The sequence below is a fragment of the Paenibacillus sp. FSL F4-0097 genome (assembly GCF_038593125.1).
GTDB lineage: Bacteria > Bacillota > Bacilli > Paenibacillales > Paenibacillaceae > Paenibacillus_AQ > Paenibacillus_AQ odorifer.
This window is the reverse complement of sequence record NZ_CP151965.1, coordinates 4,092,021-4,105,885: the sequence shown is the minus strand read 5'-3', so window position 1 is coordinate 4,105,885 and position 13,865 is coordinate 4,092,021. Positions and strand designations below refer to the sequence as shown.

11 protein-coding genes are annotated in these 13,865 nt (G+C 42.2%); 5 read left to right on the top strand and 6 right to left on the bottom strand.

What is annotated here, in order from left to right; genetic code table 11:
• Nucleotides 1-639 precede the first annotated feature (639 nt).
• Nucleotides 640-1,353 carry an ABC transporter ATP-binding protein gene (locus tag MHH86_RS18335; protein ID WP_076146508.1) on the top strand — a complete coding sequence of 238 codons (714 nt, stop codon included), beginning with the start codon at nt 640-642 and terminating at the stop codon, nt 1,351-1,353.
• On the top strand, nt 1,346-2,947 hold the full coding sequence (locus tag MHH86_RS18330; protein WP_076146506.1) for a hypothetical protein: 1,602 nt from the start codon (nt 1,346-1,348) through the stop codon (nt 2,945-2,947). The genes MHH86_RS18335 and MHH86_RS18330 overlap by 8 nt, the downstream gene beginning before the upstream one ends.
• A 101-nt stretch (nt 2,948-3,048) precedes the next feature.
• Here the strand turns inward: MHH86_RS18330 and MHH86_RS18325 are convergent, their stop codons facing one another.
• Nucleotides 3,049-3,747: a TetR/AcrR family transcriptional regulator gene (locus MHH86_RS18325; RefSeq protein WP_076146504.1), complete on the bottom strand. Its 699-nt coding sequence runs from the start codon at nt 3,745-3,747 to the stop codon at nt 3,049-3,051.
• A gap of 229 nt (nt 3,748-3,976) precedes the next feature.
• Here MHH86_RS18325 and MHH86_RS18320 point away from each other — a divergent pair, with 229 nt between their 5' ends.
• Nucleotides 3,977-5,410: an MDR family MFS transporter gene (locus MHH86_RS18320; protein WP_076098927.1), complete on the top strand. Its 1,434-nt coding sequence runs from the start codon at nt 3,977-3,979 to the stop codon at nt 5,408-5,410.
• A gap of 94 nt (nt 5,411-5,504) precedes the next feature.
• Entirely contained in the window at nt 5,505-7,115 is a 1,611-nt protein-coding gene (locus MHH86_RS18315) for an S-layer homology domain-containing protein (RefSeq protein WP_036688356.1), read from the top strand.
• Nucleotides 7,116-7,214: 99 nt separating this feature from the next.
• On the opposite strand, the gene MHH86_RS18310 is transcribed toward MHH86_RS18315, so the two are convergent.
• From MHH86_RS18310 to MHH86_RS18290, 5 genes are all read right to left on the bottom strand, one after another.
• Nucleotides 7,215-7,931, bottom strand: coding sequence for a glycosyltransferase family A protein (locus tag MHH86_RS18310; RefSeq protein WP_076146502.1), 717 nt, complete (start codon nt 7,929-7,931; stop codon nt 7,215-7,217).
• On the bottom strand, nt 7,928-8,665 hold the full coding sequence (locus MHH86_RS18305; RefSeq protein WP_036688350.1) for a glycosyltransferase: 738 nt from the start codon (nt 8,663-8,665) through the stop codon (nt 7,928-7,930). Before MHH86_RS18305 ends, MHH86_RS18310 begins: the two co-directional genes overlap by 4 nt.
• Before the next feature lie 187 nt (nt 8,666-8,852).
• On the bottom strand, nt 8,853-9,839 hold the full coding sequence (locus MHH86_RS18300; protein ID WP_036688348.1) for a phosphotransferase: 987 nt from the start codon (nt 9,837-9,839) through the stop codon (nt 8,853-8,855).
• A gap of 20 nt (nt 9,840-9,859) precedes the next feature.
• Complete coding sequence (locus MHH86_RS18295; RefSeq protein ID WP_155288144.1) at nt 9,860-10,663, bottom strand: glycoside hydrolase family 43 protein; 804 nt, start codon at nt 10,661-10,663, stop codon at nt 9,860-9,862.
• Between the two features lie 53 nt (nt 10,664-10,716).
• The gene (locus tag MHH86_RS18290; RefSeq protein WP_256719496.1) at nt 10,717-11,622 is read right to left on the bottom strand and encodes an AraC family transcriptional regulator; all 906 of its coding nucleotides are present in this window, start codon (nt 11,620-11,622) and stop codon (nt 10,717-10,719) included.
• Nucleotides 11,623-11,777: 155 nt separating this feature from the next.
• On the opposite strand from MHH86_RS18290, the gene MHH86_RS18285 reads away from it, so the two are divergent.
• Nucleotides 11,778-13,853, top strand: coding sequence for a beta-galactosidase (locus tag MHH86_RS18285; protein WP_076146500.1), 2,076 nt, complete (start codon nt 11,778-11,780; stop codon nt 13,851-13,853).
• Nucleotides 13,854-13,865: the final 12 nt, after the last annotated feature.

Below are 13,865 nucleotides of genomic sequence, written 5' to 3'. Positions count from 1 at the left end.
CCGGAGTAGAATGCTTAGAAATTCGATTGCCTAGCGTTCCAAAGTAGTTAGCTTAGCGTCTCCAAAGTAATTTGCTTAACGTTCCAAAGGAGCTAACTCATCGTCCCCAAAGTAGTTTGGATAGCGTTCCAAAGTTAGTTATCTCACCGTCCCCAAAGTAATTTGCTTAGCGTTCCAAAGTAGCTATCACATCGTCAGCAAAGTAGTTTGTTTACCCTTGCGGACCGTATTGCAGCTAAATAGTGTTTTTGGCGCCTTATTTCAAAGTAACGGACTGCATAGCACTTATTCGGCTGATTTTGCAGCAAAAAGGAGCAGAAATGGCACAATAGCTGCATCTGAGTCCGAACGGAGTGGAAAAAGGCATGATTTTGTGAAATAAGGGCGCCTCGGTCCTATACACCGTGGCACCAACGAAGTCGATTGTTTAGCGTTCAAAAGTAAATTGCTTACCCTTACGGACCCGGTTACTATTCACCTCGCGCGCTATAGGGTGGGAATTTCCGATAAAAATATTTGTGAACGAATGAACTATCTGGACGGGCTAAACGTATTATAAGAAACGTATATTGAAGACGACGAAGCTATAGTAAATATGACTTCTCGAGAGTGTTATGAGATTGGAAGGGGAGTGGCAAGATGTTGACAATCAAACATTTTACCAAGAGCTACAAGGGTGGCAAGAAGGCGGTAAATGATCTGAATTTGGTGGTCGAAAAAGGTGACATCTATGGCTTTATCGGTCATAACGGTGCGGGGAAAACAACAACTATCCGAGCAGTGGTCGGAGTTTTAGATTTTGAGGAGGGAGATATCGAGATTGGTGGGTACTCCATTAAAAAAGATCCCTTAGCCTGCAAAGCGATTACTGCGTATATTCCAGATAATCCGGATCTATACGATCATCTGACGGGCATTCAGTACTTGAATTTTATTGGTGATCTTTTTAGTGTATCGAAAGCGGATCGGGAGTTATTGATAAAGAAGTATAGCGATGAATTTGAGATTACCTCTAATCTGGGGGATTTAATCTCCGCATATTCTCATGGTATGAAACAGAAACTCGCGATTATCTCCGCGCTTATTCATAAACCGAAGCTACTCGTTCTGGATGAACCCTTTGTGGGACTTGATCCAAAAGCGGCACACACGCTCAAGAAAATCATGGCGGAGATTTGCAGCCAGGGCAGTGCGATCTTTTTTTCGACGCATGTACTGGATGTGGCCGAGAAGCTCTGTAATAAGATTGCCATTATCAAAGCGGGTGAATTGATCACTCATGGGAAAACAGAAGAGGTGAAAGGTGACAGTAGCCTTGAAGATGTGTTTTTGGAGTTGATTAAACATGATTAATATCTGGCGATTGACGAAAATTCAGCTGATCTCATCGTTTGGGTTAAATAAAGCTTTGCATACAAGGGATATGAAAGAAAGACGAAAAATGCTTTTGCTGAGCATCGGTATCTTAATAGGGATTGTCATGATGGCAGTAGTTTCATTTGGATATAGCTTCATGATAGCAGAGACCCTTGAACAGATAGGCCGGCCAGAGCTGCTGCTTGCGATTATGATGGCTGTTACTTGCTTGATTGGATTTTTTACAACGATCTATAAGGCGAGTGGGGTATTATTTGGCTCCAAAGATTACGATCTCGTAATGTCGTTGCCTATCAAAACGAGCCATATCGTAGCAAGCCGTGTAGTTCAGCTCTATGTGCTGAATATACTGTTCTCATTGATGGTGATGGTGCCAGCAGGTGTAGTTTATGCTATAAAGGTAAATCCGGCAGTAGTATATTATTTATTTTTCATGATAACGCTGCTATTTATCCCATTAGTGCCAATCATTGCTGCAACAATTATAGGGGCATTGATTAGTTGGATTTCCTCACGTTTTAAAGGAAGTCGTTTAATAAGTCTCATTCTGACTTTTGCCGTAATCATTGTTATTATTTTGGGTTCAGGCCAAATGAATGGGAATGACCCGCAGTTACTTGCGGATATGAGCACACAAATTGCCGATCAAATCTTCAACTTATATCCTTTGACGGTTATGTATGTAGATGCTGTCTGCTCGTATCAGGTAGCTCCTTTGCTATTATTTATAGGGATTTCGTTACTTTCTTTTATGTCGTTTACCCTTATTCTTGGCAGCAAATATAAAGCAATACACACAGGCCTTACGACTTCTTACTCAAAGAATAAGTATCAAATGAGGTCACTTGCAGTCTCTTCACCGCTTTACACATTGTATAAAAAAGAGCTGCGCCGCTATTTCAGTTCTTCTATATATGTGCTAAATACGAGTATCGGTATGGTTATGTTACTTGTCATGGCGATTACCTTACTGTTTGTTAGCTCAGAGCAATTAGGACAAATTATTGAGATACCTGAACTCTCTAACTATCTAAGCAGATTGGCGCCACTATTTGTTTCCCTCTTTGTAGCATTAAGCTGCACGACATCGAGTTCGATTTCGCTTGAAGGTAACCATATTTGGATTTTAAAAAGCGCCCCCGTTCCGACAAAAACCATATTATTAAGTAAAATCGCAGTGAATCTCACCATTACAGTACCGATTGTGATTGTTAGTAGTGTGCTTCTTATGATTTCTCTGGGCACAGGCTGGATGGAGAGCTTGTTATTGCTAATAATCCCCGTCCTATACGCTTGTCTTACCGCAATGGTAGGTGTGATCGTTAACTTGAAGCTTCCTAAACTGGAGTGGACCAATGAAGTCTCTGTAATTAAACAAAGTGCTTCGGTCCTTGTAGCGATGATTATAGGATTTATCAGCTTGCTGATTCCATTTGGTTTGAGTTTTCTTTTATCCGATCTAAATGGTAATCTCGTTATGTTAGGTATTGGTGTGGTGATATTTGTGGCATGTGGAGTGATGTATAGATACATTCAGTCCAAAGGAGAACTTTTATTTCGGGCTCTTTAAAAAAGGGCATTCCAAAAGCCGAAATCGGCTGCTGGGATGCCCTTTATTTGTGCCAAGATTTATTGTCGTGAAAAATCCCCTAAGCTCTACTGTCGCTCTTGTTATTCTTCTTGCTCTTCTCGCTCTTGTCGCTCATTAGCTAACTGTTCAATTCCGCTCACCATTATTTTTAGACCTGTATAGAACATCTTATCGGAGCCAATTTCATTAAAGATATTGTTTTCGTACATTCGTTTTATAACATTAGGTCCATCCCCTGATAAGTGCTCAAGCGATTGTTTAAATACCTCTCTAGCATCTCCATTAGGTTCATTTTTCATGGCTAAGTCAATTCGATCCTGCTCATATTTGTCCAATTCGAAAGAGATTACATAGTTTAACACGCAAGCAATTAAGGAGAATTTGTCACTATCGCTTAAAGGAAGATGATCCACGATCTGAAGCAAAGTATTCAGTAAAGATAGATAATTAGGTTCAGAAGGCAAGGTTCTCATCATCAGCTGAGCCGAGCAAGGATACTTATGTAAAACCCCGCGGATTCGATCTGCAAAATGAAAAAGCTGTTCTTGCCAATCACCTTCGAGATTCGCAGTTTCGAGGGCTTCTTTGGCGATCTCATTAGCCAGTGTCTGGAAAATACTCTGTTTACTCTTAAAATGCCAATAGAGAGAGGCGGCTTGTATATTTAATAGTTCTGCTAATTTACGCATACTAAATGCCTCTATGCCGATATCATCTAGCAGCTCCCAAGAAGCTTTTATTATATCTTGTTCAGTGATTTGCAGATTTTTGATTCTCATCGAAACGACCTCCTGTTACTGTCTTCTTTTATCATAAGCGAAGATGGATGGCTGGTCTACCATCGTTAGATTACCGGTTTATCTTACACTGTTAGATATTTTTATTTACAAGCAAATAAACGGGTGCTATATTAATCTTACACTGTTAGTTTAACGGTGCGATTTTTTAAAAAGGAGGCAGCGGTTAGCTATTTTATTAGTAAAAATTAAAAAGGATGTGTATAGACCCATGAGTAATCTACAAGTGGAACAATCCCAACCAGTCACCAAAGAATTTTCTATAAAAGCAATACTTCCCGTAATACTGGCACTTATAACAGGAATGTTGCTGGTTATGCTCGACAGTACAATTATGAATGTAGCGATCCCGCAGCTTGAAAAAACCTTTGATGCCAGCCTAAAAACAATACAGTGGGCCATCACGGGTTATACGCTGGCTTTATCCGTAATTATCCCATTGGCCGGATGGTTCTCGGATAAGTTTACTGCCAAACGTGTTTTTTTAGCTTCGATCGTATTGTTTACCATAGGTTCTTTATTATGCTCAATGGCACAATCCACAACAGAGCTGATAATCTTTCGTATTTTGCAGGGATTAGGCGGAGGGATGATTGCTCCAATTGGTATGGCTATGTCATTCAAAATCGCACCTCCCGATAAAAGAGGTTCAATCATGGGATTGCTTGGCCTACCGATGTTAATTGCGCCTGTTCTTGGTCCTGTACTGTCAGGATGGCTGTTGGAATATGCAAGCTGGCACTGGATTTTTCTGATTAATGTCCCCATTGGTATTATTGCAATGATTGTTGGAGTGAAATTTCTTCCGGTAATAGAGAAGGGGAATAAAGCTAAATTGGATATTTGGGGTGTGATTTTATCACCACTCGCTTTCTCCAGCTTGGTATTTGGGGTGCATAGAGGGGGAGTGGACGGCTGGGGGGATCGTATAACGATTATATCTCTTGCGTTCAGCTTCATTGCTTTAGCCTTGTTTATTTTCGTGGAATTGCGCCAAAAAGAACCGTTATTGGAACTTCGCTCTTTTCGATCTCTAGAATTTAGTAAAGGTATGATTTTGACCTGGATTAATCAGTTCGCCTTATTTGGTTCGATTCTGTTAATTCCAATTTTTTTGCAGCAGGTCAGAGGTTTTTCTTCCTTTGAATCGGGACTTTTAGTTATTCCTCAAGCTTTAATATCCTTTGCTGGCATGATTATTGGAGGAAAATTATTTGATAAGTATGGAGCTCGGCCCGTTGTGTTCTCTGGACTTGTGCTGCTGTCCACCGGACTCTTTCTTTTGTCACGTTTACAAAATGATACAAGTGTATACGTTATGATCAGTTATTTTGCCATTATGGGACTTGGCCAAGGATTAACTACTATGCAGCTCGGTACACATGTGCTTAAGGCCGCTCCGAAGGATTTGATCAGCCGTGTGACCCCACTTACTGCCTCTGCACAACAAATTGTGGGTTCCTTTGCTGTCGCTATAATGTCGGGCTTATTGACTTCGAATATAGCTACTCAAATGAGTCAAGGAAATCAGAAGCTACCTTTAGAGGCTATGGTTGCAGGATTCCACGACACGTTCCTAGTTTCATTGGGCTTGGTGCTGTGTGGTGTGGTTCTTAGTCTCTTTTTGCATAATCCGAAGAGCTGATCCTATCGTACTCTACCAATATTTTAGCGATGTTTATGGATTGTATCCTTGGTATAATTCAAAGATTGATAACCAAGGGGGAATCTCTTAACCCGTGAAGAATATATTTGCTAGATTTACTATAATGACCCTCGCTGTCGTGCTATACGCCGGAGTATTTATTCAGCATATATCGGCCGATAACGGGGTTCCTTTTGAGGATATAAACACTAGTTATGCAAAAAAAGAAATCATAGATTTATATAACCGGAATATATTAACTGGCACCTCGAATACTAAATTTTCACCTACTCAATCGATTACTAGAGCTGAATTTATTACAGTTCTTGATCGTCTGTTGAAGCTTGATCCAGCGTTGAGTCCGGTATCTCCTTATACCGACGTAGCCAAAAGCGCTTGGTATTACGGCTGGATACAGGCAGCAATTCAGCTTGAACTGGCGAACGGCACTTCGGCAACTACTTTTGCACCCGCAAAAGCAGTTACTCGGCAGGAAGCGGCTGTGTGGATAGCCAAAGCGCTAAAGCAAACAAACACTGCAACTACCGCACAAACCAATTTTAAAGATCGGCAACAAATTGCTAGCTGGGCAAGTGCTGCTGTAGCCAAGGTTAATGATCGCGGATTAATGAAGGGCGATAATAGCGGAAATTTTCGACCCACGGACCCGATAACCAGGCAAGAGACGGCAGTGCTGATGGATCGGGTGCTGCAACATACAAGCTGGGCGGCAGAGCTGGAAAGTGATCCGGACAAACGTATTGTTATAGGCTGGCAGTATGGTCTCACGACGTCACAATTTGAGAATCATGTTTTGCAATCGAACGTCAACACACTCTCACCACGTTGGTATTATGTTGGAAAAACAGGGACAGTAACGGATTCGACAGATGTCTCGCTGGTAACTTGGGCAAAAAAGAATAAAAGGCAAGTCTGGGCGATGGTTGGCAATCGATCGGATCAAGAAGCGACGCATCAAATGCTGTTGAGTACAACCGCAAGGAATACGGCAGTCAAACAATTAGCTGCTTTAGTGAGTAAATATGGATTAGATGGACTAAATATAGATTTTGAAAATGTAGCGGCCGAAGATCGTGTGTATTTGACTTCGTTTATTACTTTATTGGCCGAGAAAATGCATTCGCTCAATGTTATTCTGTCGATGGATGTATCCCCTGATCTTGGAACGGATTGGACAGAAGCTTTTGACTATGCTGCCCTAGGCAAGCAAGTGAATTACATGGTGATGATGGGGTATGATGAGCATTATGACGGGAGTCAAGTTCCGGGGTCCAATGCTTCGCTTTCTTATGATCAAAAGGCTGTGAATACAATCCTAAAAGTTGTACCTAGTCAAAAAGTTATATTGGCATTGCCCTTATATAATCGGGATTGGACACTGAACCAGAAGGGAACGGTTTTATCCTCTGAATATATTACGCTTCCGGAGCAAAATCAGATCATCAGCAGCTATGCATCGAAACCTGTGTGGAATTCTACTCTGGGACAATATGTCGCGAGCTACTCGAAACAAGCTATAAAACATACGATTTGGATTGAGGATGGGCGTTCATTAATAACTAAATACAACTTAGCGGTTACTAAAAAACTAGCTGGAGTAGCTTATTGGTATATAGGCGGAGAAAGCTCTGATATATGGGCTAGTTTAAGGAATGCAGAGAAATTTTTCGATTACACTTTTTAAAAATATGAAAGACTGGATGCGAATAGCCGCTTAGCTAATTGCTGTCCAGTCTTTTTATTGGGTTACTAAGTCGCAACTGCTAGAATGAGTTTGATTAAATCAGCCTCGAGTTACGTATTTTTTGAAGTTTTTTACCTTTAGAACTTTAACATTTTGAGCTAGAAGTTTCTTGTCACTAACGATCCATGTGTGATCTTTGGAGTTTTTTCTACGAACCGCAGCGAAGTTATACTTATTTCCTGCATAAATCTTAAAGCCCTGTGCAGCGCAATCCGCACAAAACTTAACACATTCACCTTTATTCCAATCTGGAAAAGAAATCTGCTGGAAGACATTTCGTTTTACGAGTAGGGTGGCACCCTGAACATTGGTTACCTGTTTATTTTCCATATTAAGATAACGAAGCAAGAGTAGCTTCTTATCATTTAAATACATATAGTGAGCTCGTTTTCCAAAGATATCAGCTTTAGTTTTATGGAGGATTTTCATACTATCCGTTAAATAGTTGGCAGAGTAATAATCGTCGTCATCAAATTTAGCGATACAACTATAATTCGCTAAGTGCACACCAAAATTCAGACAAAACCCGAGTGAACGATATTCTGGTAGTTTATAGATCCGTACGTTTTTATGTTTTTTTGCAGCATGTATATAATCTTCAATTCTCAAGCTATCATTATTTATGATCACGATAAGTTCTTTAGATTTGAAATTCTGTCGTTGATAGTTATCAAACATGGTTTTAATACAATCAAGTCGTTTCGTACAAGTTAGAATAGACACAGCAGATGAAGTAGATTCAGCAGTTAACTTCATAACGGAATCTTTGGACTGCGTCCAACAAAATTCCTGTAGTTTTTAATATTCCGGATGATCTTATGGTTAGCTATTAACGTACTATCACTGATAATCCATGTATGTTTTGAAGAGTTTTTTCTACGTATGGCAACGAAGTTATTTTTACTCGCAGAATAAACCTTATAACCTTTCTTTCTGCTTCTGCTGCAAAAGAGATCATCCTCACCTACGTTTTTATTAGGAAATTTCACATGATCGAATACTTTTCGTTTGAAGACGAGCGTAGCGCCAGGGAGATGGGTAACCGTCCGGTGTTCATCATTTGCAAAACGAAGAATCAAAGTCTTTGAACCTAGTAAATACATATAGTGAGCCCGTTTTCCAAGGATATCAGCTTTAGTTCTTTGTAAGGTCAGATTACTTTCCGTCAAATAATGAGGGGCATAATAATCGTCGTCATCAAATTTGGCGATGGTATGATATTTGCATTTTGTTACGGCATAGTTTAAGCATGAACCGAGAGATTGATGTTCAGGTTTACGAAATATCTTAATATTTTTGTGTTTTTTAGCTAAGGTTAGGTAGGGGGATAGTGGAATTTTATTATTATTGATAATAATGATAAGTTCTTTATTTGCATATTTTTGTCTGCTGTAATTTTGAAATAGGTTGTTTAAATAATTATGGCGATTGGTACAGGTAATAATGGAAATACCTTGTTGGTTCGCCTTGTAGTGAGGTACAGCACTCATATAACCAACCCCTCATATGCATTTTTGGGAAAAGTCTCATTTATACGATATGTCCAAGTTAGGATAGAGTCACGGCATATCAACCTCTTAAAAGCAAAATGGACTTGTTTAGAGAACACAAAACCCACAGTGATAGCTGTGGGTTTTGTAAGAGAGACACATCATATGAAACGCTTTGGATGTTTGTTCAGAAATAAGACTCAATGATGGAAATACCATTCTCAATTCTCGCCTTACTCTGCGTTAAATAATCTTTGGTCCAATCATCTAGGTTAGACATATCAAAACTCCGGTACATCCCTGTATAAACAATAATCTCTCTTAATCGAAGAAAAAGAGGAATTAGCTTCAGCTCATTTTCTGAAATACTGTTCTCTTTAACGTAGCCTTTTAGAAAGTGCTCCATAAAACGCTGACATTGAAGCTGCCTGTCCTCCATACTATCATCCCCGTAAACGTAGACTAGATAATACAGTTGAATGGCGATATCTTCTACAAACCAGCTGTACTGAGCTTCATCAAAATCAAACAAGGTCAGCTTACCATTGTCGACCAAAAAGTTGCCTACATTGATATCCCCATGGATGAGACCATAGGTATTTATATCAGCGTCGAGATGCTTTAGCCGATCCATAAGCGCCTTACAGCTTTCTAAAACGCCACTTTGGGATGAAGGAATAAACCTGGTTACATTCTGCAGGTAGTAGTTCTGATGCCACGCATGTCTTTTGGTGTGTGGTTTATAAGATTTTGCTAATCTGTGCATTTGTCCAGTGATCATGCCACACTGCTCATAGAGCTCTACATCTTTCAGGCAGTCTGGGTAACCTATTCGTTTCCCTTGTGCTTTTTCAAAGGAAGATACCCTAAAGCACGAATCACCGATCTCTATTTGCTCAACTAAATTACCCTGAAGAGAACCTACGGGTCTTGATACTGAAACGCCATGATCTGCTATGTATAGAATCCATTCAAGTTCAGCCGCCAACAAATCCTTACTGCGTAGCGAGCTATGAGTAAATCTTAGAATATATTGATGGTTGCTAAGTTGGTATTCATAAACAAAATTTTGAAATCCGCCAATGAACGTTAGCTCATCTATGGGGATACCATATTTCGTACAGGCGGCACTTACAATCTGGTCATTAAATAAGGACTTAATCTTTTGTTCCAAGGGTTCTACTCCATTCTACATTACAATGATTTTATCGAAATCGTTCTGGAGCTTTCCTGGATCTCAATAAGCAGCGGCCGTTCTTGTGGGTTGAGATTTGGGGCATGAATAGCCAGCATAAGTCTGCCCGTCAAATCACGAAACAACATCCCAGGTCCGCCATCTTTGGCATAAAGAGGCTCAGGATCATGTTGCCAAGGTCCACTAATGTCACCGCTGATGGATCGGGCTAAACCCATGGCATAACCACCGGCTCCACTGCTAGACCACAACATAAGCAGCTCACCACTGCTAGTCTGATGCATAAAAGGACCGTCAGTTACGTACTGCCCTTCTTTGCCACCTACCGTCCAAGGAGCTTGTGAAGCCTGGAAAAGCAGCACGGGTTCACCAATACTAGCGCTTAAATCCTCCTTCAGCCGAACGGCATACATTTCTCCATCCGTCACTTCAATCCATTCACGGCAAAAGATCATCCAAGGTTTGTCTTCTTTATCTACATATAACGTTCCGTCAAGGCACTCCCAAGAAGCAGGGGTAATCGGATGATTGCTGATAGGGAGATAAGGACCCTCAGGTGTTTCCGCGCTTAATATTTGTGTCCCCCGTGGAACCCCATGTCTTTTAAAAGAAGCGAACATATAATATTTTCCGTTGTAGCGGTGAACCTCTGGTGCCCAGAAATGATGATCAGCCCAAAAATTAGGATCTGGACGAAAGGCAGCAATGGGTTCGGACCATTCCTGAAGATCTGAGCTGATATATACATCGAAGCCGTGAGGTGTGCCACTCCAAGCTGTTAGGCCATCTGTGGTGCCCCCAATTCACAAGCTATCATCTGCTTAATTTTACAATATCTTCATTAGGCTTGGAAGCGTTACTTCATTTGCTCGCCTAGTAGCAAACGTATTTTCATTACTCCTGGTGTACAGCCGTAGTTTTTTCGGAAGACACGTATAAAATAATTAGTCTCCATGCCCAGCTGAAGCGCAATATCTTGAACGGGGATCTCCACATCCTCCGTCATTAATTGCAGCGCCCGCTCCAGCCGCAGATTCTGCAAATACTTATGCGGAGTGACCCCGTATTCCTGCACGAATAAACGCTGGAAATGCTGCACGGAGTAGCCGACTGCTGCTGCAAGATTGGAGATCAGAAGCGGTTCTGTGTAATGCTCGTTGATCAGCCCGACGGCTGTAGTTAGGGCTTCATTTCGGACAGACTCGAAGGCTAGACGATTAGCGGAGCTTTGTGAACTCTTGGCAGGGCGCAGCATTAAGAGCAGTCTATAGAGCGTGATAGACAACTCCTGCATCCACATCTCGTCTTGCCGATTGGAGGCAGGAGAATTCACCGTATGCCAAATTTGGCCGATTTCTTCCCAGCATTGTTCAAAACGCTCCGGTCGATAAGGAGCAGAAGGGAGCAGTTCAAGCGCTTCCAGCAATCCTTGAGCTTGACTGCCTTGAAAACCGATAAAGCCAACATGCCACGGTTCATGAGAGGTAGGATAATATTCATGACCTCGATCTGGTGGGAAGGCAAAAGCCATCCCCGGTTCCAGTATGATTTCTGTGCCATTTTCCAGATCACGAAATAAACCGGTTCCGGTCCGGATCAAAAAGATTTGATACACAGGAAATCCTGCTGGGCGCACATGATGGAATTGGATATGACGACCTACAGAGTAGGGGGATAGGGGTAACGTTCCAGAGTCGCGTGGTAATTCAATCAGAGAAAAAGGCAGCAGGTTTATCACCTCATCTTCATTTTGTGCTATCACTTCGAGACTATATTCCTACTGATTGAAATGACTTTTCTTATATTATAAATAGTATAAATGATGATTCCTGAATTAGATAGCTTACGCTTCTAGCCTGTCATCAGAGAATAGTCCCATTCCATAAATGGGCAGAATTGAGAGGATGATCGTACACAATGAATAAAAAACATTCCCCGATAAGCAGTAAAGCTGGTGTCATGCTGCACGGTGCTGATTATAATCCTGAACAATGGCTTAAATATCCGGAAGTATTGCGTGAGGATATCCGATTAATGAAGCTGGCGGGCTGCAATGTCATGTCCGTAGGCATTTTCTCGTGGGTATCTCTTGAACCAGAAGAGGGTGTGTTCACTTTCGAATGGTTGGATGGTGTACTTGATTCTTTTGCAGAGAATGGGATTTACGCTATCTTGGCAACGCCAAGTGGTGCCCGCCCAGCATGGATGTCGCAAAAATATCCAGAAGTCTTAAGAGTGGAGCGTAACCGTGTTCACAATTTGCATGGCTTCCGTCATAACCATTGCTATACCTCACCAGTGTACCGTGAGAAAACTGCAATTCTAAATGCAAAGCTAGCGGAACGGTACAGCCAGCATCCAGCCATTATCGGGTGGCATATTTCGAATGAGTTCGGTGGGGAGTGTCACTGTGAGCTCTGCCAGGATGCTTTTAGAGAATGGCTGAAGGTGAAATATAATAACAGTTTGGATGAGGTGAATCATGCTTGGTGGGCTACTTTTTGGAGCCATACCTATACTTCATGGTCACAGATTGAATCCCCAGCTCCACATGGTGAGACACAAGTACACGGCTTGAATCTTGACTGGCGGCGTTTTGTTAGTGAACGGACGATTGACTTCTGCCAGCACGAGATCAATACGGTTCGTCCGTACAATCTAGAGCTGCCTATTACGACGAATATGCATATGATCGATGGTATTGATTACCGCGAGCTGGCCAAAATCTTGGATGTGGTCTCATGGGACGCTTATCCAGACTGGCATTATACCGAAGACGGTGACGATACTAGATTGGCAGCATGGGCGGCGATGCACTACGACTTAATGCGCTCTTTTAAAAAGAAACCGTTCTTGCTGATGGAAAGCACGCCATCCCTTACGAATTGGCAATCGGTCAGTAAGCTAAAACGTCCCGGAATGCACAAGCTGTCTTCCTTGCAAGCGGTAGCGCATGGTTCGGATTCCGTGCAGTATTTCCAATGGCGCAAAAGCCGCGGATCAAGTGAGAAGTTCCACGGTGCAGTTGTAGACCACAGTGGCCATTCCGAGACTCGAGTATTCCAAGATGTAGCGGAAGTAGGGAAGACGCTTGCGGGAATGACGGAAGTAGTGGGTACGTCCACTCCGGCGCAGACGGCGATTATTTTCGATTGGGACAACCGCTGGGCGATAAAGGATGCGCAAGGCATCCGTAATTCCGGATTACGTTATGAGGAGACGGTGCTACAGCATTATCGTGCACTTTGGGAGCTGGGCATTCCAGTTGACATTATAGGCTCTGGAGATGATTTGTCTGCCTACAAGCTGGTTGTTGCACCTATGTTATATCTGATTAGTGAAGAGAATGGAAAGCATATCGAGAAATATGTAGAGCAAGGTGGCACTTTCCTCGCAACCTATTGGTCAGGAGTAGTTAACGAAACGGATTTATGTCATCTGGGAGGATTCCCTGGTCCACTGCGCAGAACACTGGGGATTTGGGCAGAGGAGACAGAAGGGCTGCACAGCCGTGATCTGAACGGGTTAGTAATGGAGGCAGGTAATAAACTTAAGCTAAGCGGTGACTACGATGCGCATGAGATTGCCGAGCTGATTCATTTGGAAGGTGCAGAGGCTTTGGGGCATTATCGCAACGATTTCTATGCGGGCCGTCCAGCGCTTACAGTCAATCGTTTCGGTGAAGGAAATGGGTACCATCTTGCTACCCGGGTGAAAGAGACTTCATTCTATGTTGAGCTATACGCAGCGATCACATCTAAGGCAGGAATTACCCGTGCGATGGATAGTGAGCTTCCAGCAGGTGTGACTGCACAACTTCGCACAGATGGCGAAAGTGATTATGTTTTTGTGCAAAATTTCAGCGGCAGTCCGCAAACGGTAGAGCTGGATGGAGCGGAATACACAGACTTGGAATCAGGTCTTTCAGCTCCGGTCCTATTGAATCTAGCGGTGAATGGACTCGTGATGTTGAAGCGTAAAGCATTAGTATAATAAAAAGGCAGG

What these genes read in the sequence shown, in the direction of transcription:
- MHH86_RS18305 (WP_036688350.1), bottom strand. Translation starts at nt 8,665, where the DNA reads ATGAGTGCTGTACCTCACTACAAGGCGAACCAACAAGGTATTTCCATT.
- MHH86_RS18335 (WP_076146508.1), top strand. Translation starts at nt 640, where the DNA reads ATGTTGACAATCAAACATTTTACCAAGAGCTACAAGGGTGGCAAGAAG.
- MHH86_RS18310 (WP_076146502.1), bottom strand. Translation starts at nt 7,931, where the DNA reads ATGAAGTTAACTGCTGAATCTACTTCATCTGCTGTGTCTATTCTAACT.
- MHH86_RS18325 (WP_076146504.1), bottom strand. Translation starts at nt 3,747, where the DNA reads ATGAGAATCAAAAATCTGCAAATCACTGAACAAGATATAATAAAAGCT.
- MHH86_RS18320 (WP_076098927.1), top strand. Translation starts at nt 3,977, where the DNA reads ATGAGTAATCTACAAGTGGAACAATCCCAACCAGTCACCAAAGAATTT.
- MHH86_RS18330 (WP_076146506.1), top strand. Translation starts at nt 1,346, where the DNA reads ATGATTAATATCTGGCGATTGACGAAAATTCAGCTGATCTCATCGTTT.
- MHH86_RS18285 (WP_076146500.1), top strand. Translation starts at nt 11,778, where the DNA reads ATGAATAAAAAACATTCCCCGATAAGCAGTAAAGCTGGTGTCATGCTG.